Origin of the sequence: Streptomyces sp. NPDC020845 (assembly GCF_044334165.1) — a bacterium.
Lineage (GTDB): Bacteria > Actinomycetota > Actinomycetes > Streptomycetales > Streptomycetaceae > Streptomyces.
In genome coordinates, this window is sequence record NZ_JBIRSJ010000001.1 from 523802 (window position 1) to 546639 (window position 22838).

Annotated in this window: 1 protein-coding gene; it reads left to right on the plus strand. The window is 71.8% G+C overall.

The window, feature by feature from the left end; all coding sequences use genetic code 11:
* Positions 1-281: 281 nt before the first annotated feature.
* A complete protein-coding gene (locus ACH4U7_RS01980) occupies positions 282-22829 on the plus strand; it encodes a type I polyketide synthase (protein WP_398526079.1) in 22548 nt (7515 codons plus the stop codon).
* Positions 22830-22838: the final 9 nt, after the last annotated feature.

A 22838-nucleotide genomic window follows, 5' to 3' on the forward strand; every position in this document is an offset into this window, starting at 1 on the left:
TTGCGGCGCGCGAACAAGGCGATCGGTACTCGATCGGCAGCCAGACTTCTTTGCTACCGGCACACGGTCAAAGAAATCCCCAGTAGTTGGCCGACACCGGGGCGCTGAGCTGCTGGCTGACGCGCGCTGCGGCAATGACTAGGGGATTGCCAGTGGCTCGTCGCTTTCACTTCGAAACCAGGGACGCCGATTGGTTCGACGGCGCGCACTGGGAAACCGCGCACGCGGCGCTGCGCCCGTGAGCGATGTCCACGGATCCATGCCGAACTACGGAGTTGATCATGGCTACGCCCAGCGACAAGGTCGTCGAAGCGCTCCGAGCCTCCATGAAGGAGACCGAGCGGCTGCGTCGGCAGAACCAGACGCTCGTTGCCGCGGCAACGGAGCCGATCGCGATCGTGGCAATGAGCTGCCGGTTCCCGGGCGGGGTGGGTTCCCCGGAGGAGCTGTGGGAACTGGTCGCCGACGGCCGCGAGGCGATCTCCGGTTTCCCCGTCGACCGCGGCTGGGACCTGGACGCGCTGGACGCGGGTGACGGCCGTCCGGGCGCCAGCGCCACCCTGGAGGGCGGTTTCCTCGACGGTGTCGCCGACTTCGACCCCGGCTTCTTCGGGATCTCGCCACGCGAGGCGCTGTCCATGGATCCGCAGCAGCGGCTGCTGCTGGAAACCTCCTGGGAGGCGGTGGAGCGCGCCGGGATCGACCCGATGCGGCTGAAGGGCTCCCGCACCGGGGTCTTCGTCGGCATGAGCGGCCAGGACTACTCGTATCTGACCGTGAACTCCCTGACCGACCTGGAAGGCAACGTCGGCACCGGCATGGGCGCCGGCGCCGCCTCCGGACGGCTCTCCTACACGCTCGGCCTCGAAGGCCCCGCCGTCACGGTGGACACCGCCTGCTCCTCCTCGCTGGTGGCCCTGCACCTCGCCACCCAGGCGCTGCGGTCGGGGGAGTGCTCGCTGGCGCTGGTCGGCGGTGTGACCGTGATGTCCACTCCGGGCTCGTTCATCGAGTTCAGCCGCCAGGGCGGGCTGGCCGCCGACGGCCGGTGCAAGTCGTTCGCCGAGGCGGCGGACGGTACGGGCTGGGCCGAGGGCGTCGGCGTACTGGTGGTGGAGCGGCTGACGGACGCCCGCCGCAACGGACATCAGGTGCTCGCCCTGGTACGGGGCTCGGCGATCAACCAGGACGGTGCGTCCAACGGCTTCACCGCGCCGAACGGTCCGTCGCAGCAGCGGGTGATCCGGCAGGCGCTGGAGAACGCGGGGCTGTCCACCGCGGATGTGGACGCGGTGGAGGCACACGGCACGGGCACGAAGCTGGGCGATCCCATCGAGGCGCAGGCGCTGCTGGCCACCTACGGCCAGGAGCGCGAACAGCCCCTGTGGCTGGGGTCGGTGAAGTCGAACATCGGGCATACGCAGGCGGCGGCGGGTGTGGCCGGTGTCATCAAGATGGTCATGGCGATGCGGCACGGGGTGCTCCCGGCCACTTTGCATGTGGCGGCCCCCTCTTCGCATGTGGACTGGTCGGCCGGCGCCGTCGAGTTGCTGACCGAGGCGGTGGCCTGGCCGGACGGGGAGCGCCCACGCCGCGCCGGGATCTCCTCGTTCGGGGTCAGCGGCACCAACGCGCACACCATCCTGGAGCAGGCCCCACCGGTCGAGTCCGAGCCCGAGATCGCATCCGCCGGGTGCCCCGCCGTGGTGCCGTGGGTGCTGTCCGGCAGAACCGAACCCGCGCTGCGCGCCCAGGCGGCCCGCCTCGTGTCCTTCCTCGACGGCGGCACGTCCAGCGCGCCGCGGACGGACGCGCTGGACGTGGCGCTGTCGCTGGCCACCACCCGGTCGGGCTTCGAGCACCGGCTGGCGGTGCTGGCCGAGGACGCTGCGGGCCTCCGTTCGTCGCTGAGCTCCTGGCTCTCCGGGCGGCCCACGGCGGGTGCGCTCCAGGGGGTGGCCCGGCCGGACGGCGGGCTCGGGGTGCTTTTCTCCGGCCAGGGTGCCCAACGGCCCGGCATGGGAGGGGAGTTGTACGCACGCTTCCCGGTGTTCGCCGAGGCGTTCGACGCGGTGTGCGAGCACCTGGACGAGCGGTTGGAGCGCCCGTTGCGGGAGGTGGTGTTCGCCGAGCCCGGGTCGCCGGAGGCGGCGCTGCTGGACGAGACGGGGTGGACGCAGCCCGCGCTGTTCGCCATCGAGGTGGCGCTGTTCCGGCTGGTCGAGACGTGGGGTGTCCGGCCGGACACTCTGGCGGGTCATTCGATCGGTGAGATCGCGGCGGCGCATGTGGCCGGGGTGTTCTCGCTGGCGGACGCGTGTGCGCTGGTGGCGGCGCGGGCCCGGCTGATGCAGGAGTTGCCGTCGGGTGGGGCGATGGTGTCGCTCCAGGCAGCCGAGGACGAGGTCGTCCCGTATCTGGGTGAGCGGGTGTCGATCGCCGCGCTCAACGGACCGCGCTCGGTGGTGATCGCCGGAGATGAGACCGCGGTGCTGGAGATCGTGGCCCGGTTCGAGGAGCGGGGCCGCAAGACCCGCCGCCTGCGGGTGTCGCATGCGTTCCATTCGCCGTTGATGGACCCGATGCTGGCCGACTACGACGAGGTCGCGCGTGGGATCTCGTACGAGGCGCCACAGATCCCGTTCGTATCGAACGTGACCGGTGAGCCGGCCACGGCCGAGCTGGTGTGTTCCCCCGAGTACTGGGTGCGGCACGTCCGGGAGCCGGTGCGGTTCGCCGACGCGGTGAGGGTGATGAGCGCGGCCGGTGCGTCCGCCTTCCTCGAGGTCGGCCCCGACGGCGTGCTGTCCGCCATGGCCCAGGAGACACTGGGTGACCAGCCCACCGCCCCGGTCCTCGTCCCCGCGCTCCGCAAGGGCCGGACCGAAGAGGAGGCTCTCACCGAGGCGGTGGCCCGGCTGCACATCGCCGGGGCTCGTCTGGACTGGACGGCGTTCTTCGCCGGGTCCGGGGCGCGGCGCGTGGATCTGCCGACCTACGCGTTTCAGCACCAGCGGTACTGGCCCGAGGCCGCCGTGGCAGCACCGGGCGGTGCGGCGGATCCGGTGGACGCGGAGTTCTGGGCCGCGGTGGAGCGGGAAGACCTCGGCGCGTTGGCCGCCGACCTGGATGTCGACCTGGATGTCGACGGCGCGGCGCTGGAATCCCTGGTACCGGCGTTGTCGTCGTGGCGTCGGCAGCGGCGGGAGCGGTCGGTCGTGGACGGGTGGCGACACCGCGTCACCTGGAAGCCATTGACCGGTGTGCCCGAGGGCGTGGTGTCGGGCACCTGGCTGGCCGTGGTGCCGGAGGGGCTGGCGGAGGACCCGTGGGTGTGCTCGGTGGTCGCCGCGCTGGGTGCCGTGGTGATGCCGCTGGAGGTCGGTGACACGGACCGTACGGCCCTGGCGGCACGGTTGCGCGAGGTCGTGGCGGACGCCGGGGCGCCTGCGGGCGTGGTGTCGCTGCTGGCGCTGCTGGAGTCGGCGACGGCGGAGCGTCCGGCCGTACCCGCGGGCGTTGCGCTGACGACGTCGCTGCTGCAGGCGCTGGGCGACGCGGGCGTTGACGCGCCGGTGTGGGCGGTCACCCGGGGTGCGGTGTCGGTGGGGCGTTCGGAGCGGGTGACGAATGCGGTCCAGGCCGCGGTGTGGGGCCTTGGGCGCGTGGCGGCGTTGGAGTACCCACAGCGCTGGGGCGGTCTGGTCGATCTGCCGGAGGCCATGGACGGCCGGGTGGCATCGCGGTTCGCCGCGGTGCTGGCCGGGTTCGAGGGCGAGGACCAGATCGCGGTCCGGAGGTCCGGAGTGTTCGGCCGCCGACTTGTCGCGGCGGCGGCCGGGACCGGGGCGGGGGCCTGGGAGCCATCGGGCACGGTGCTGGTGACCGGTGGTACGGGGGTGTTGGGCGGCTATGTCGCCCGCTGGCTGGCGCGCAGTGGCGCCGAACACCTGGTGCTGGTCAGTCGAAGCGGCGAAAGAGCTCCGGGCGCCGGTGAGTTGCGGTCCGAGCTGGTGGCCCTGGGCGCGCGGGTCTCGGTGGTGGCGTGCGATGTCGCCGACCGGGACGAGATGGCGGCCGTGCTGGCCGCCGTTCCCGACGACTGCCCGCTGACAGGTGTGGTGCATGCGGCGGGTGTGCTGGACGACGGGGTGTTGGAAGGGCTGACGCCGGAGCGGTTCGAGGCGGTGTTCCGGTCCAAGGTGCGCTCCGCCCTCGTCCTGGACGAGCTGACCCGGGACGTGGATCTCGCGGTGTTCGCACTGTTCTCGTCGGCGGCGGGCGCGCTGGGCAACCCGGGACAGGGGAACTACGCCGCCGCGAACGCGGTGCTGGACGCGCTGGCGGAGCGGCGCCGCGCTCAGGGCCTCCCCGCCACCTCCGTGGCCTGGGGCGCCTGGGCCGGTGGCGGCATGGCGGGCGACGGGCGGGGCGACGCCCTTACGCGGCGTACCGGCACCTCGGCCCTGGAACCCGAGATGGCGATCTCCGCGCTGAGCCGGGCCGTTGTCGGGCAGGACGCGGTGGTCGTCATCGCCGACATCCAGCGACCCGAGTTTCTGCGCGTGTTCGCCGGCGTACGTCCCAGCCCGGTCCTGTCGGACCTGCCCGGCTATCGCGAACTGACCGAGGCGGGAACCGCCGGCAGCCGGGAGACCGCACAGGCCGCGTCCGCCCTCGTGGAGCGGCTGTCCGGGCTGGCGGCGGCGGATCGCCCCGCAGCCGTACTGGACCTGGTCCGTGGCGAGGTCGCCGCGGTGCTCAGGTACTCCGGCGTGGCGGCGATCGAGCCCGACCGGGCGTTCAAGGATCTGGGCTTCGACTCGCTGACCGCGATCGAGCTGCGCAATCAGCTCGCCACCGTGACCGGGCTCAGCCTGCCCGCCACCCTGGTGTTCGACCACCCCACCCCCACCGTCCTCGCGGACTTCCTGGTGGCCGAGTTGACGGGAGACCGCGACGACAGGCCAGGCCCGACGGTCGTCGCGGCCGACGTAGCCGACGACCCGGTCGTGATCGTCGGGATGAGCTGCCGCTTCCCGGGCGATGTGCGCTCCCCCGAGGATCTGTGGCGACTGGTCGCCGAGGGACGGGACGCGATTTCCGGCTTCCCGACCGATCGCGGCTGGGACCTCGACGGACTCTCCGGCGGCGGTTCCGGGAGCAGCGACACCGCCAAGGGAGGCTTCCTCTACGACGCGGCCGGGTTCGACGCCGACTTCTTCGGGATCTCCCCGCGTGAGGCGATGGCCATGGATCCCCAGCAGCGACTGCTGCTGGAGTCCGCGTGGGAGGCGTTCGAGCGCACCGGAGTCGACCCGGTATCGCTCCGCGGCGGCCAGGTCGGGGTGTTCGTCGGGACGAACGGCCAGGACTACTCGGACCTGGTCAGGACGGCGAACTCCGATACGTCGGGGCACACCGGTACGGGCATCGCGGCGAGCGTGGCGTCCGGCCGGCTCTCCTACACACTCGGCCTCGAAGGCCCCGCGATGACGGTCGACACGGCCTGCTCGGCGTCACTGGTGGCGCTGCACCTGGCGGCGCAGGCGCTGCGGTCGGCGGAGTGCTCGCTCGCCCTGGCGGGCGGTGTGACGGTGATGTCCACCCCCGGCGGGTTCGTGGGCTTCAGCGGGCAGAGCGGACTGGCCCCGGATGGTCGCTGCAAGGCGTTCGCGGATGCGGCGGACGGCACGGGGTGGTCCGAGGGCGTGGGGTTGTTGGTGCTGGAGCGGTTGTCGGACGCCCGGCGCAACGGCCACGACGTGCTGGCGGTGGTGCGTGGTTCGGCGGTGAATCAGGACGGTGCCTCGAATGGTTTGACGGCGCCGAACGGTCCGTCGCAGCAGCGGGTGATCCGTGCCGCGCTGGCGAGCGCCGGTCTCTCCCCGGCGGACGTGGACGCGGTGGAGGCGCACGGCACGGGGACCACGCTGGGCGATCCGATCGAGGCGCAGGCGTTGCTGGCCACCTACGGGCAGGGGCGGGAGCGGCCGCTGTGGCTGGGGTCGGTGAAGTCGAACATCGGTCATACGCAGGCGGCGGCGGGTGTGGCCGGTGTGATCAAGATGGTCATGGCGATGCGGCACGGGATGTTGCCGCGCACACTGCATGTGGATGAGCCGTCGTCTCATGTGGACTGGTCGGCGGGGGCGGTGGAACTGCTCCGGGAGCCGGCCGAGTGGCAGGAGGCCGGCGGGCCGCGCCGGGCGGGTGTCTCGTCGTTCGGGATCAGCGGTACCAACGCGCACATCATTCTCGAGCAGGGCCCGGCGCCCGTGGTGTCCGAGACGGTGCCGATGGTCGCGGGTCCGGTGGACGCGGGGCCGGTGCCGTGGCCGGTGTCGGCGAAGAGCGAAGAGGCGCTGGCGGCGCAGCTGGACCGGCTGCGGGAATGGGCCGATGAGAACCCCGGCCCGGCGCCGTTGGACGTGGGCTACTCGCTGGCCACGGGCCGGTCGCTGTTCGAGCACCGCGCCGTGCTGCTGGCGGACATCGGTGATGACGACGGCCCGGTGGAGATCGCTCGTGGCGGGGCGAGGAGCGGCGTCAAACTCGGGGTGCTGTTCTCCGGCCAGGGCAGCCAACGGGCCGGTATGGGCCGGGAGCTGTACGGTCGGTTCCCGGTGTTCGCCGAAGCCCTCGACGCGGTGTGTGCGCATCTGGACCGGGAGCTGGACCGCCCGCTGCGGGACGTGCTGTTCGCCGAGCCCGGTTCGGCCGACGCGGCGCTGCTGGACGAGACGGGATGGACACAGCCCGCGCTGTTCGCGGTCGAGGTGGCGCTGTTCCGGCTGCTGGAGTCCTGGGGAATCACACCCGACTATCTCGCCGGGCATTCGATCGGCGAGGTCGTGGCCGCGCATGTGGCGGGGGTGTTCTCGCTGGCGGAGGCCTGCACGCTGGTGGCCGCCCGGGCCCGGCTGATGCAGGAGCTGCCGTACGGCGGGGCGATGGTGTCCGTACAGGCGACCGAGGACGAGGTCGTCCCGTATCTGGACGAGCGGGTGTCGATCGCCGCGCTCAACGGACCGCGCTCGGTGGTGATCGCCGGTGAAGAGTCCGAGGTGCTTCAGGCCTCGGCCGACCTCGAGGCCGAGGGCCGCAAGACCAAGCGGCTGGCCGTCAGCCACGCCTTCCACTCCCCTTTGATGGACCCGATGCTGGCGGACTTCCGGCATGTGGTGGCACGTCTGTCGCCCCAGGAGCCGGCCATCCCCGTCGTGTCCAATCTGACCGGCCGCCTCGCCACGGCGGAGGAGCTGCTGTCGCCGGAGTACTGGGTCCGGCACGTACGAGAGTCGGTGCGGTTCGCCGACGGCCTGCGGACGCTGACCGAGGAAGGTGTTTCCGTACTGGTCGAACTGGGCCCGGACGGCGTGCTGTCGGCGATGGCCCAGGAGTCGGTGCCCGAGGACGCCGTGGTGGTCCCGGCGCTGCGCAAGGACCGGGATGAGCGGTCCGCCATGGTGGCGGCGCTGGCCCGGCTGCATGTGACGGGCGTCGGCGTGGAGTGGTCCGCGTTCTTCGCCGGAACCGGTGCGCGCCGGGTCGACCTGCCCACCTACGCCTTCCAGCACGAGCGGTTCTGGCCGTCCGCCTCGGTGAGCGCGGCGGACCTGACCGGTGCGGGACTGGAGCCGGCCGGGCACCCGCTGCTGGGGGCCGCCATGACGGTGGCGGCCTCCGAGGAGCTGGTGCTGACCGGCACACTGTCCCTGTCCACCCACCCCTGGCTGGCGGACTACGTGCTGGGCGGGCAGGTGTGCTTCCCCGGCACCGGCGTCCTGGAACTGGTGGTCCGCGCCGCCGACCAGGCCGGATGCGATCGGGTCGAGGACCTGTCCCTGACCACCCCCCTGGCGCTGCCCGAGCGGGGCGCGGTGCGGGTGCAGCTCTGGGTGGGGAGCCGGGACAACCTCGGACACCGGGAACTGCGGTTCCACTCGTGCCCCGCCGACGGCCCCGGGCAGGAGTGGACCCTGCACGCCACGGGAGTCCTCACGGAAGGCGCGGAGGTCGCCGACTTCGATACGACGGCATGGCCGCCGCACGGGACGACCACGATGGACCTGGACGGCCTGTACGAACACCACGAACGGGCCGGGCTGGACTATGGACCGGCCTTCCGCGGACTGCGGGCGGTCTGGACGCGCGGTGCGGAGGTCTTCGCCGAAGTCGCCGTGCCCGAGGAAGTACGGGACGCGGAAACCTTCGGTGTGCACCCGGCGCTGCTCGACGCCGCACTCCACGCGGCCGTGTTCACGGACGCCGACGGCGACGAGCCGGGCCTGCTGCCGTCCACCTGGAGCGGGGTGTCGCTGCACGCCTCGGGGGCATCGACGCTGCGGGTCAGGCTGACCAGGAGCGGCCCGGACACGGTCGCGCTGACAGCCGTCGATGTGCAGGGCGCACCGGTGATCTCGGTGGGCTCGCTGGCGCTGCGGCCGGCATCGACTCGGGCGGCCGCGACGACGGGCCGCGACGAGCTGAACTCGCTGTTCCGGGTCGAGTGGGTGCCCCGGCAACTGGACGGCGCGGCCGGGGCCGCCGAGTGGGCGGTGCTCGGCACGGACGCGTGGGATCTGGCCGCGGTGCTGGAGTCCGCGGGCGTCACCCGGGACACCACGCCGGTACGGGCGTTGGCCGACCTCGCCGGGCCCGAAGGCGCCGCGGTCCCCCAGGTCGTGGTCGCCCCGCTCATGGGCGAACCGCTCATGGGCGACGACCCTGCTCGTGGCCCCGATTCGGTGCGCGAACTGACACACCGCGCGCTGGAGCTGTTGCGGGACTGGCTGGCCGAGGAGCGATTCGCCCGGTCGCGCCTGGTGTTCGTCACCCGAGGAGCGGTGGCCGACGCGGACCAGGACATCACCGACCTGGCGGCCGCGGCGGTGTGGGGCCTCGTACGGTCCGCCCAGTCGGAGAACCCCGGCCGGTTCCTGCTGGTGGACCTGGACGACTCGGCGGAGTCCGTGGCCGTGCTGCCCGCACTCCCCGGGCTGCTGGACGCCGAGGAGCCGCAGGCAGTCGTCCGCGCGGGCGCGGTACGTGTCGCGCGTATGACGCAGCTGGCCTCGTCCGACAGCCTGGTGCCGCCGACCGGTGCGCCGTGGCGGCTGGACACCCGCGAGATGGGCGGCCTGGACACCCACGCGAAGGGCGGCCTGGACGGGCTGAGGCTCGCCGCGTGCCCGGAGACGCTCGAGCCACTGACGGGCCGCGAGGTGCGGGTGGCCATACGCGCCGCCGGGGTGAACTTCCGCGACGTCCTGGGCGCGCTCGGCAGGTATCCGGGCGAAGCCGGGCCGCTCGGCTCCGAGGCCGCCGGCATGGTCGAGGCGATCGGCCCCGAGGTGACCGGGCTCCGGCCGGGCGACCGGGTGATGGGCCTGCTCTCCGGGGGATTCGGCCCCGTGGGGGTGACGGACGAACGGCTCCTCATCCGCGTACCCGACGGCTGGACGTGGGAGACCGCCGCCTCGGTGCCGCTGGCGTTCCTGACCGCGTACTACGCACTGGTGGAACTCGCCGGTCTGCGAGCCGGGGAGAAGGCGCTGATTCACGCGGGCGCGGGTGGCGTCGGCATGGCGGCGATCCAACTGGCCCGCCATCTGGGCGCGGACGTGTTCGCCACCGCGAGCGAGGGCAAGTGGGACACCCTGCGCTCGCTGGGCGTGGCGGAGGAACACATCGCCTCCTCGCGCACCACGGAGTTCGAGCCGAGGTTCGCCGCTGCCACGGACGGCGGCGGGGTCGATGTCGTACTCAACGCCCTGTCGGGGGAGTACGTCGACGCCTCGCTGCGCCTGCTGGCGCCGGGCGGCCGGTTCCTGGAGCTGGACAAGCTGAACAACGCAGACATCCGCGACCCACAGGCGCTGCCGGAGTGCCACTACCAGCCGTTCGACCTGGGGCTGGTGGAACACGAGCACATCCAGCGGATGCTCGTCGAGTTGGTGCGGCTGTTCGACGACGGTTCTCTGCGGCCGCTTCCGGTGCGTACCTGGGATGTGCGCCGGGCCCGCGAGGCGTTCCGGCACATGAGCCTGGCCCGGCACATCGGCAAAGTCGTCCTGACCACGCCCCGCCGCTGGGACGCCGAGGGCACCGTACTGATCACCGGGGGCACCGGCGGGCTCGGTGCCGAACTGGCCCGGCATCTGGTCACCCGACGCGGCCACCGACACCTGCTGCTGGCCGGCAGGCGTGGCCTCGCCGCCCCCGGCGCCGTGGAGCTGCGGGACGAGCTGATCGCCTACGGCGCCGAGGTCACCGTGGCCGCCTGTGACCTCTCCGAACGAGCCGCCACCGCCGAACTGCTCGCCGCCGTCCCGGCCGGACACCCGCTCACCGCGGTGGTACACACCGCGGGCGTACTGGACGACGGAGTCATCGGATCGCTGACCCCGGAACGACTGGACACGGTGCTGCGACCCAAGGTCGACGCCGCATGGCATCTGCACGAACTCACGCGTGACCTCGACTTGGCCGCATTCGTCTGCTACTCCTCGGTGTCCGGTGTGATGGGCACCGCGGGTCAGGCCAACTACGCGGCGGGCAACGTCTTCCTGGACGCCCTGGCCCAGCACCGGCGTGCCCACGGCCTCCCCGCGATCTCCCTCGCCTGGGGAGCCTGGGCGCAGGGCACGGGCATGACCAGCACCCTGAGCGACGACGAGATGCGCCGGATCAGCGATGCGGGCATGCCACCGCTCTCGGTCGAGCGCGGACTGGCGTTGTTCGACGCCGCCACCGCCTGTGACGAGGCACTGGTCCTGCCGCTCGGGATCGGAAACGGCGCGTTGCGGCTGCCCGGCGGTGTCCCCGCCATCCTGCGCGGACTGGTACGGCCCGGTCGTCGTAAGGCCGCGGGCGGTGTCGCGGAGTTGTCCCGGGCGGGGCTCGCCGAGCGGCTGGCCGCGCTGCCGGAGGACGAGCGGTCGCGGTTCCTGGTCGACCTGGTGCGTACGGAGGTCGCCCAGGTGCTGCGGTACTCCAGGGCGGCGGCCATCGGCGCCGACCGCGCGTTCAAGGACCTGGGCTTCGACTCATTGACCGCGATCGAGCTGCGCAATCAGCTCGCGGCGACGACCGGTCTGAGCCTGCCGTCCACGTTGGTGTTCGACCACCCGACGCCCGCGGCGCTGGCACAGCTCCTGCTGACCGAGCTCATGGGCACGGGGACCCAGACCGCTCTCCCGACGTTGCCGGCCGTCCCCATGGACGACCCGATCGTCATCGTCGGGATGAGCTGCCGGTTCCCCGGCGGTGTGCGCTCTCCCGAGCAGCTGTGGGACCTGGTCGCCGACGGCCGCGACGCGATCTCGGCCTTCCCCACCGACCGAGGCTGGGACCTCGGCATACTCGCCGACGACCCCGATGGGCGGGGCGGCGGGGCCGTCCGCGAGGGCGGGTTCGTCTACGACGCGGCGGAGTTCGACGCGGGCTTCTTCGGGATTTCGCCGCGTGAGGCGCTGGCGATGGATCCGCAGCAGCGGCTGTTGCTGGAGGCCGCGTGGGAGGCGTTCGAGCGCACCGGGATCGACCCCGTGTCGCTCCGGTCCAGCCGGACCGGTGTGTTCGTCGGTACGAACGGCCAGGACTATTCGACTCTGGTCATGAACGCCGGGGAGGAGCTGGCCGGGCACGCCGGGACAGGGCTCGCCGCGAGCGTGGCGTCCGGACGTCTGTCGTACACGCTGGCCCTGGAAGGCCCGGCGATGACGGTGGACACCGCATGTTCTTCCTCGCTGGTGGCGTTGCACCTGGCGGCCCAGGCGCTGCGGTCGGGGGAGTGTTCACTGGCTCTGGCGGGCGGTGTGACGGTGATGTCCACCTCGGTGGGATTCGCCGGGTTCAGCCGCCAGGGTGGGCTGGCACCGGACGGCCGGTGCAAGGCATTCGCCGATGCGGCGGACGGTACGGGCTGGTCCGAGGGTGTCGGCATGCTCGTGGTGGAGCGGCTGTCGGACGCCCGGCGCAACGGCCACGAGGTGCTGGCGGTGGTGCGGGGCTCGGCGATCAACCAGGACGGCGCGTCCAATGGACTCACGGCGCCGAACGGTCCGTCGCAGCAGCGGGTGATCCGGCAGGCGCTGGCGAGCGCGGGGCTGTCCACGCCGGATGTGGACGCGGTGGAGGCGCACGGTACGGGGACCCGGCTCGGCGATCCGATCGAGGCGCAGGCGCTGCTGGCCACGTACGGCCAGGAGCGCGAACAGCCGCTGTGGCTGGGGTCGGTGAAGTCGAACCTCGGGCATACGCAGGCGGCGGCGGGTGTGGCCGGTGTGATCAAGATGGTCATGGCGATGCGGCACGGGGTGCTGCCTCCGACGCTGCATGTGGATGCGCCGACTTCGCATGTGGACTGGTCCGCCGGCGCGGTCGAGCTGCTGGCCGAGCCCACCCCGTGGCCGGAGGCCGGTCGGCCGCGTCGGGCGGGTGTCTCGTCGTTCGGGATCAGCGGCACCAACGCCCACATCATCCTTGAGCAAGGACCGGCACCCGCGGCGCCCGAGGGCTCGGCCGCGGCTCCCGGCCTGGTGCCGTGGCTGGTGTCGGGCAAGAACGAGCCCGCGTTGCGAGCCCAGACCGACCAGCTCATGTCGTTCGTCGACACGAACCCCGGTCTGGCGCCGGTGGATGTGGGCTACTCGCTGGCGACGAGCCGGTCGGTGTTCGAGCACCGTGCCGTGCTGCTGGCCGACGGGGAAGGCGTGGCGGCGGTCGCCGAGGGCGCCGCCGACACCGAGCCCACGGTGGCGTTCCTGTTCTCGGGACAGGGCAGTCAGCGGCTGGGGATGGGCCGGGAGCTGTACGAGCGGTTCCCGGTGTTCGCCGACGCGCTGGACGGGGTGTGTGCGCAGCTGGACGCGCACATGGACCGGCCGCTGCGCGATGTGCTGTTCGCGGAGACGGGGTCGGCCGACGCAGAGTTGCTTGACCAGACGGCGTTCACACAGCCCGCGTTGTTCGCGGTCGAGGTGGCGTTGTTCCGGCTGGTGGAGTCGTGGGGTGTCCGGCCGGACTATCTGGCGGGTCATTCGATCGGTGAGATCGCGGCGGCGCATGTGGCGGGGGTGTTCTCGCTGGCGGACGCGTGCACGTTGGTGGCGGCGCGGGCCCGGTTGATGCAGGAGTTGCCGTCGGGCGGGGCGATGGTGTCGCTTCAGGCCACCGAGGATGAGGTCGCTCCGTATCTGACGGCCGGGGTGTCGATCGCCGCGGTCAATGGACCGCGTTCGGTGGTGATCGCCGGGGACGAGACCGCGGTGTCGGAGGTCGTGGCCCGGTTCGAGGAGGAGGGGCACAGGACCAGGCGGCTGCGGGTGTCGCATGCGTTTCACTCGCCGTTGATGGAGCCGATGCTGGACGGGTTCCGGCGGGTGGTGGAGGAGCTGTCCATCGCGGCTCCGCGGATCCCGCTGGTGTCGAATGTGACGGGTGAGATGGCGTCGGCGGAGTCGGTGTGCTCGCCGGAGTACTGGGTGCGCCATGTGCGCGAGGCGGTGCGGTTCGCCGACGGGTTGGCCGCACTCAGCGCGGCCGGGGTGACCGCGTTCCTGGAGGTCGGCCCCGACGGAGTGCTGTCCGCCATGGCACAGGACAGCCTGCCCGAGCCGTCCGCCGACACCGTCGTGATCCCGGCGCTGCGCAAGGATCAGGAAGAGGAGAGGGCGCTGCTCACCGCGCTGGCCCGACTGCACGTCATCGGTGTGCGGGTCGACTGGCAGGCGCTGTTCGCCGGAACGGGTGCTCGACGGGTGGACCTGCCCACCTACGCCTTCCAGCGCCGGCGCTACTGGCCGGCGACCTCGCTCCGTACGGGAGACGCCTCGGGTCTTGGCCTGGTCTCCGCGCTCCATCCCCTGTTGGGCGCGGCGGTGGAGCTGGCCGATTCCAGCGGTCTGCTGTTCACTGGTCGCCTGTCGGTGGCCACCCACCCGTGGCTGGCCGATCACGCGGCCGGCGGTGTGGTGCTGTTCCCCGGCACCGGCTTCCTGGAACTGGCGATTCGCGCCGGTGACCAGGTCGGCTGCGGTTCGGTGGAGGAGCTCACCCTGGCGACGCCTTTGGTGGTGCCCGAGCGGGATGCGGTGGCGGTACAGCTGCGGGTGGGCGAACCGGACGACTCGGGACGCCGCAGTCTGACTGTGTACTCCCGTCCCGCCGATGTCGCGGAGGGACCCTGGGTACGCCATGCCACGGGCGTGCTCGCGGCCGGGGAGCGCCGGGCGGAGTCCCGTGGCGCGGTGTGGCCGCCTGAGGGGGCGACCGAGGTCGATCTTGAGGGGTTCTACGAGCGGTTCGCGGAGGGCGGTTTCGCCTACGGGCCGGTGTTCCAGGGGCTGCGGGCGGTGTGGCGGCGCGGGGACGAGGTCTTCGCCGAGGTCGCCCTGGACGAGCAAGGGACCGATGCCGAATCCTTCGGCGTGCATCCCGCCCTGCTGGACGCCGCGCTGCACGCGGCGTTGTTCGTGGACCTGGACGCGAGCGCGGCCGGCCGGTTGCCGTTCTCCTGGAACGGGGTCTGTCTGCACGCCGGTGGCGCGTCGACGCTGCGCGTACGGCTGACCAAGGCCGGTCCGGAATCGGTGTCGCTGATGGCGCTCGACACGGCCGGGGACCCGGTTGTGACGGTCGATTCGCTCGTCCTGCGGGCGGTGTCCACTGAACACATGGCCGCCGCTTCCGCGCGTCGGCACGAAGCGCTGTTCCAGTTGCAATGGACACCCGTGCCGACGCCCAGGTCCCTCCATGGCACCGAGGGTGTGCGGTGGGCCGTACTCGGAGCGGACGAGTTCGCGCTCGGAGCGGCACTCACGGCGCCGCAAACCTCCGTCACGACGTACCAGGACCTGGGGGCCCTGGGCGAGACGCCCGGCGACGATCCCGCTGTTGTGCTGGTCCCGCTCAGCGGAGGTGCCCACGGCGGCGAGGGCGGCGCGGACATGGTGGCCGACACGGCGCGAGCACTCACCTCCACGGCGCTGCGGCTGATCCAGGACTGGACGGCCGACGACCGGTCGGCCCGGTCCCGCCTGGTGTTCGTGACCCGGGGCGCGGTCGCGGCGGAAGACGGGGACGAGGTCCTCGACCTTGGCGCCGCCGCGGTGTGGGGTCTGGTGCGGGCGGCGCAGGTGGAGAACCCTGACCAATTCGTGCTGATCGATCTCGACGAGAAGGACAACGCCGCCGCGGCGATCCCCGCCGTGCTCGCTTCCGGAGAGCCGCAGGCGGTCATCCGTGACGGCGCCGTCCGGGTCGGACGGCTGGGCCGCCCGGTCACCGGGGAGCTCGAGCCGCGACAGTGGGATCCGGCCGGGACGGTCCTGATCACTGGGGGTACGGGCGGTCTGGGGCGCCTGCTCGCACGGCACCTGGTGGCCGAGCACGGTGTGCGGCATCTGCTGCTGGCCAGCAGGCGCGGTGGCGAGAGCGACGCGGTCGTGGAGATGGTCGCCGAACTGACCGCGCACGGAGCCGAGGTCCGGGTCGTCGCATGCGATGTCGCGAACCGGGCCGCCGTAGCGGAATTGCTCGCGGGGATCCCCGAGGAGCATCCGCTCTCCGCGGTCGTCCACACCGCCGGTGTCCTGGACGACGGTGTGATCGGTTCGCTGACACCGGACCGGCTGGACACCGTCTTCCGGCCCAAGGTGGACGCGGCGTGGCAGCTGCACGATCTCACCCGGGACATGGACCTCGCGGCGTTCGTGGTGTTCTCGTCGGTCACGGGCATCGTCGGCGGCGCCGGGCAGGCCAACTACGCCGCGGCGAACAGTTTCCTGGACGGCCTGGCTCAATACCGGCGAGCACACGGTCTCGCCGCGACGTCCTTGGCGTGGGGCCCATGGGAACAGAGCGCGGGAATGACCGGCGAGCTCGGCGAAGCGGACGTCAAACGGATGGCGCGGGGCGGGATGTCGCCGCTGCCCGCCGAGCAGGGACTGGCGCTGTTCGACACCGCGTGCTCGCTGGGCCACGCGCTGCTGGTGCCCGCCCGCGTCGATGTGGCCGCGCTGCGGGCCCGGCGTGAGGTGCCATGGCTGGTACGCTCCGACGCCGACCGGACCCCGCGCCGCCACGCCGCCGCAAGCGACCCGGCCGCAGCGGCCACGCTCACCCAGCGGCTGACGGAGCTGCGCCCGGCGGACCGGGTCCGTGCCGTGGTGGACCTGGTGAGCACCGAGGTGGCCTCGGTTCTCGGGCATGAGTCGCCGGAAGCGGTGGAAGTCCGACATGAGTTCCGTGAGCTGGGCTTCGACTCGCTGACCGCGGTGGAGCTGCGTAACCAGCTGGCCAACGCCACCGGACTGCGCCTGCCGTCCACCCTCGTGTTCGACTACCCCACACCGCTGGCGCTGGCCGAACACCTGGTGGCGGAACTGTTCGGCACCGACAGCGGCCCGCTCGCGCCGGCGCCGCGCCGTACGCCCGTGGACGACGACCCGATCGCGATCGTGTCCATGGCCTGCCGCTACCCCGGTGGTGTGGATTCCGCGGAGGGCCTGTGGCAGCTGGTGAGTGACGAACTGGACGGCATCTCCGGATTCCCGACCACCCGGGGATGGGATCTGGACGCGCTCTACGACCCGGATCGGAACACTCGCGGCAACACGAGCTATGTGCGTGAGGGTGGGTTCCTGCACGAGGCGGGCGAGTTCGACGCGGGCTTCTTCGGGATTTCGCCGCGTGAGGCGCTGGCGATGGATCCGCAGCAGCGGTTGCTGCTGGAGACCTCGTGGGAGGCGATCGAGCGGGCCGGAATCGACCCGCTGACGCTGCGCGGCAGCCGGACCGGTGTCTTCGCCGGAGTGATGTACCACGACTACGGCTCCGGCGCGGAATTCCCGGAGGAGGTGATGAGCTTCGTCGGGACCGGCACCGCGGGCAGCGTGATGTCGGGCCGGGTCGCCTACGCCCTCGGCCTGGAGGGGCCGGCGGTGACGGTCGATACCGCGTGCTCCTCGTCGCTGGTGGCCATGCACTGGGCGGCTCAGGCGCTGCGGGCCGGCGAATGCGCCCTGGCGCTGGCCGGTGGTGTGACGGTCATGGCCACTCCGGGGCCCTTTGTGGACTTCAGCGCGCAGGGCGGCCTGGCGGCCGATGGCCGGTGCAAGTCCTTCTCCGAGAGTGCTGACGGGGTGGGCTGGTCCGAGGGCGTCGGCATGCTGGTGCTGGAGCGGCTGTCGGACGCCCAGCGCAATGGCCATGAGGTGCTGGCCATCTTGCGGGGCTCGGCGGTGAACCAGGACGGTGCCTCGAACGGGCTCACGGCGCCGAACGGCCCGTCCCAACAGCGAGTGATCCAGCAGGCCCTGGCCGACGCCGGTCTCTCGCCCATCGATATCGACGCAGTGGAAGGACACGGCACCGGCACCACGCTGGGCGACCCCATCGAAGCCGAAGCGCTAATGGCGACGTATGGCCGGGATCGGGATGCGGAGCGTCCGTTGTGGCTGGGGTCGGTGAAGTCGAATATCGGGCATACGCAGGCGGCGGCGGGTGTGGCCGGGGTGATCAAGATGGTCATGGCGCTGCGGTACGGCATGCTGCCCGCCACCCTGCACCTCGATGAGCCGACCTCGCATGTGGACTGGTCGTCCGGCGCTGTCAGGCTGCTGACCGCACCGGTGGAGTGGCCGGAGGGCAGCCGCCCCAGGCGAGCGGCGGTGTCGTCGTTCGGGATCAGCGGCACCAACGCGCACACCATCTTGGAGCAGGCGCCGCCGGCGGCTGCCGGAGCCGAGGACGACACACCGGATGCGGTGCCCGGCGTCATGCCGGCGCCCGGCGTCGTGCCGGTGGCGGTGTCGGGCAAGACGGCGGAGGCGCTGCGGGCCCAGGCGGCGCGGATGCTGTCGTACCTGGAGTGGAATCCGGGGCTGCCCCCTGCCGACCTCGCACTGTCCTTGCTGACCACGCGGTCGGCGTTCGAGCGGCGCGGTGTGGTGTTGTCCGGGGACCGTGGTGAGGCCATGGAGGGGTTGCGTGCCCTCGCCGTGGGCGGTGCGGCTGCCGGTGTGGTGCAGGACGTGGCCCGGGAGGACCGGGTGGTGGCGTTCCTGTTCTCGGGGCAGGGCAGCCAGCGGGCGGGGATGGGCCGAGTGTTGTACGGGCGGTTCCCGGTGTTCGCGGAGGCTCTGGATGAGGTGTGTGCGCAGCTGGACCGGGAGTTGGACCGGCCGTTGCGGGAGGTGATGTTCGCCGAGCCCGGGTCGGTCGAGGCGGAGCTGTTGGACGAGACGGGGTGGACGCAGCCCGCGTTGTTCGCGGTCGAGGTGGCGTTGTTCCGGCTGGTGGAGTCGTGGGGTGTCCGGCCGGACTATCTGGCGGGTCATTCGATCGGTGAGATCGCGGCGGCGCATGTGGCGGGGGTGTTCTCGCTGGCGGACGCGTGCACGTTGGTGGCGGCGCGGGCCCGGTTGATGCAGGAGTTGCCGTCGGGCGGGGCGATGGTGTCGCTGCAGGCCACCGAGGACGAGGTCGCTCCGTATCTGACGGCCGGGGTGTCGATCGCCGCGGTCAACGGGCCGAGTTCGGTGGTGATCGCCGGGGACGAAACCGCGGTGTCGGAGGTCGTGGCCCGGTTCGAGGAGTTGGGGCGGAAGACTAGGCGTTTGCGAGTCTCGCATGCGTTTCACTCAGTCTTGATGGATGCGATGGTGGCGGAGTTCGGGCGGGTGGCCCGGGACATCTCGTATGAGGCCCCGGCGATTCCGTTCGTCTCGAATCTGACAGGTGAGTTGGCCGGCCCGGAGCTGGTGTGCTCGGCCGAGTACTGGGTGCGCCATGTTCGGGAGACGGTCCGTTTCGCCGCTGGCATGCGGTGGCTGGACGAGCGTGGGGTGACCACGTATCTGGAGCTGGGCCCGGATGGGGTGCTCTCCGCGATGGCACAGGAGAGCCTGTCCGAGAAGTCGGCCGCCAGCGCTGTTCTCGTCCCGGCCCTGCGCAAGGATCTGGACGAGGAGCGGGCGCTGGTCACGGCGCTGGCCCGGTTGCACTCTCATGGCGTGGCTGTCGAGTGGCAGCGGTTCTTCGCCGGGACCGGAGCCCGTCGGGTCGAGCTGCCGACCTACGCCTTCCAGCACGAGCTGTACTGGCCGGCCCCCGCGGCCCGCACCGGGGACGTGACCGCCGCTGGGCTGGGGGCGCCGGAGCATCCCCTGCTGGGTGCCGCGGTGGAGCTGGCGGACGCCGGCGGTCTGCTGTTCACCGGCCGGCTGTCGCTGCGGTCGCATCCGTGGCTTGCCGACCATGCCGTGGGCGGTGTGGTGCTGTTCCCGGGGACCGGTTTCCTGGAGCTGGCGATCCGCGCCGGGGATCAGGTCGGCTGTGACCGCGTCGATGAACTCACGCTCGCCGCACCGCTGGTGCTGGAGGAGCGAGACGCGGTGGCCATCCAGCTCTGGGTGGCCGAACCGGACGAGTCCGGCCGCCGCGGCGTGAACCTGTACTCCCGGCCCGCTGACGCCACGGACCAGCCCTGGGTCCGCCATGCCACGGGTGTGCTGGCCGCTGGGCAGGGACCCGCCGAACCCACCATGCCGACCTGGCCCCCCACGGAGGCCAACCCGGTCGAACTGGACGGCTTCTACAAGCGGTTCGCCGAGGGCGGGTTCGGCTACGGCCCGCTGTTCCAGGGGCTGCGAGCCGTCTGGCAGCGCGGCGAAGAGATCTTCGCCGAGGTGGCGCTGCCGGAGCAGGGGAGCGACGCCGAGTCGTTCGGGATCCATCCCGCGCTGCTGGACGCGGCCCTGCACGCGGTGTCCTTCGTGGACCTCGGAGAGTCGGACCGGGGACGGCTGCCGTTCGCGTGGAGCGGGGTGTCCCTGCACGCCGGCGGAGCCTCCGTGCTACGGGTACGGATCGCGAAGGCCGGGGCCGAGTCGGTGTCGCTGACGGCGGTCGACATGGCGGGTGCGGTGGTCCTGTCGGCGGAATCGCTGACCTTGCGGCCACACTCCGCCGAGCAGCGGGCCGGAACACATCGCGGCGAGCGGGACGAGCTGTTCCGGCTGGAGTGGGTGCCCGCCCCGGCCGACCCGGTGGCCGGCACCGGTCTGGACACGGTCGAGCTGACCGCCGACGAGGCCGCGGACCTGACGGTGCTGGAGACAGTGCCGGAGGTGGTGACGGTCGCGGCCGGGTCGGCCGGCGCCCACGATGTGGTCACGTCGGTGCACGAGGAGACCGCGCGGGTACTCGGCCTGATCCAGGAATGGGCGGCCGACGACCGGTTCGCGCACTCCCGTCTGGCGTTCGTCACGCGAGGAGCCATCGCGGTCGACGAGGGCACACCGGTGAGGGATCTGGCCGGAGCGGCGGTATGGGGGCTGGTGCGCTCGGCCCAGGCCGAGCACCCGGACAGGTTCCTGCTCGTCGATGTGGATGAGCGGGAGGCATCCATGTCCGCGCTGCCGGTGGCGCTCGCCTCCGGTGAGCCGCAGGTCGTGGTGCGTGACGGAGCCGTACGCGTCGGCCGACTGGCCCGGGTGTCCACCGCAACGGACCTGGTGCCCCCGGCAGACGTGGCATGGCGCCTGGACAGCAGGCAGAAGGACAGGCTGGACAACCTCTCGCTGGTGGAGTTCCCGGAAGCCACCGAACCGCTGCGGGCCGATGAGGTCCGGCTCTCGGTACGGGCGGCGGGGATGAATTTCCGCGATGTGCTCAACGCGCTGGGCATGTACCCCGGAGACGCCGGATGGATGGGTTGCGAGGCCGCCGGTGTGGTCCTCGAGACCGGCTCCGAGGTCACCGCTTTTGGAGTCGGTGACCGGGTGCTCGGAATGGTGCAGGGCGCGTTCGGCCCGGTCGCCGTGGCCGATCGGCGTGCGCTGGTGAAGGTCCCCGACGAGTGGTCGTTTGAGGATGCCGCGGCGGTGCCGCTGGTGTTCCTCACCGCGTATTACGGGTTGGTGGATTTGGCGGGGTTGTCGTCGGGTGAGTCGGTGCTGGTGCATGCGGGTGCCGGTGGTGTGGGGATGGCGGCCGTCCAGCTGGCGCGGCTTCTGGGCGCCGAGGTGTTCGCCACCGCGAGTGAGTCGAAGTGGGACACGTTGCGCTCGCTGGGGATACCCGAGGATCACATCGCCTCGTCCCGTTCGACGGACTTCGAGGAGCGGTTCCTTGAGGTGACCGGTGGGCGGGGTGTGGATGTGGTGCTGAACTCGCTGGCGGGTGAGTTCGTCGACGCGTCGGTGCGGCTGCTGCGGTCGGGTGGCCGGTTCCTGGAGATGGGCAAGACCGACATCCGCGAGGCGGAAGCAGTGGAGGGCGATTACCTGCCCTTCGATCTGGCGGACGCCGGTCTGGACCGGACGCAGGAAATGCTGGTCGAGCTGATGGAGCTGTTCGGCGCGGGTGTGTTGCGTCCGTTGCCGGTGACGGCGTGGGATGTGCGGCGGGCGCGGGACGCCTTCCGGTTCATGAGCCAGGCGAGGCACACGGGCAAGATCGTGCTGACCATGCCGCCTCGCTGGGACCCCGAGGGCACCGTGCTGATCACCGGTGGCACAGGCGGTCTGGGAAGTGAGTTGGCTCGGCATGTGGTGGCCGAGCACGGTGCGCGGCGTCTGTTGCTGACGAGCCGGCGTGGGCTGGATGCTCCGGGCGCCGTGGAGTTGCAGGCGGAGTTGATCGCGCATGGTGCCGAGGTCTCGGTGGTGGCGTGTGATGCGTCGGACCGGGATGCGGTGGCCGGATTGCTGGCCGGGATTCCGGTGGACCATCCGCTGACGGCGGTGGTGCATACGGCCGGTGTCCTGGACGACGGCGTGGTGGGGGCGCTGACGCCGGAGCGGGTGAGCAGGGTGTTGCGGCCGAAGGTGGACGCGGCGTGGCATCTGCATGAGCTGACCCGCGACCTGGACCTCGCCGCCTTCGTGGTGTTCTCGTCCGTGGCGGGCTCGATGGGTGCCCCGGGGCAGGCGAACTACGCCGCGGCCAACTCGTTCCTGGACGCGTTGATGGTGCGCCGCCGGGCCGAGGGTGTCGCGGGGCAGTCGCTGGTGTGGGGGCCGTGGGCGCAGGACAGCGGCATGACCCGCGGGCTCACCGAGACCGACATCCAGCGGATGAGCGCCGCCGGAATGCCGCCCATCAGCACCGAGCAGGGCATGGCCCTCTTCGACGCGGCGACCACCCTGCGACACCCCGTTGTGCTCACGGCCCAACTCAACCTCGCCGCACTCCGCGCCCAGGGCGCACCGGCCCCGGTGCTCCGCGGCCTGCTCGGCGCCGGGCCTCGTCCGGTGGCGCGGTCCACCGTCGTGGAGACGTCCGAGTCACTGCGGGACCGGCTGCTGAACCTGCGGGCCGACGAGCGCGCCGAGCACATGGTCCGTCTGGTGCAGGAGCAGTCGGCCATGGTCCTGGGGTATGCGTCGGCCGAAAAGATCGACCCGGCACACCGGTTCAGCGATCTGGGATTCGACTCGCTGACCGCGGTCGAGCTGCGCAACCGGCTGAGCTCCGGCACCGGGCTGCGCCTGCTGTCCACCCTCATCTTCGACTACCCGACACCGGCTGTACTGGCCGGATATCTGGTGAACGAACTCGTTCCCGCGGACGCCCCCGATCCGACGCCGTCCTGGATGGCGGATCTGGACCGGCTGGACGCCGCGCTGTCGGACGGCTTCTCCGACGAGATCACCCGGACCGGTGTCGCCATCCGGCTCCGGCAGCTGCTCACGAAGGTGACCAAGGCCGAGGCGGAGAGCGACGGTCCCGGCGCCACCGACCGGCTCGAATCGGCCAGTGCCGACGAGATTCTCGACTTCATCGACAACGAACTGGGCCGAATGAACGACCGGTGACCCCGGCGC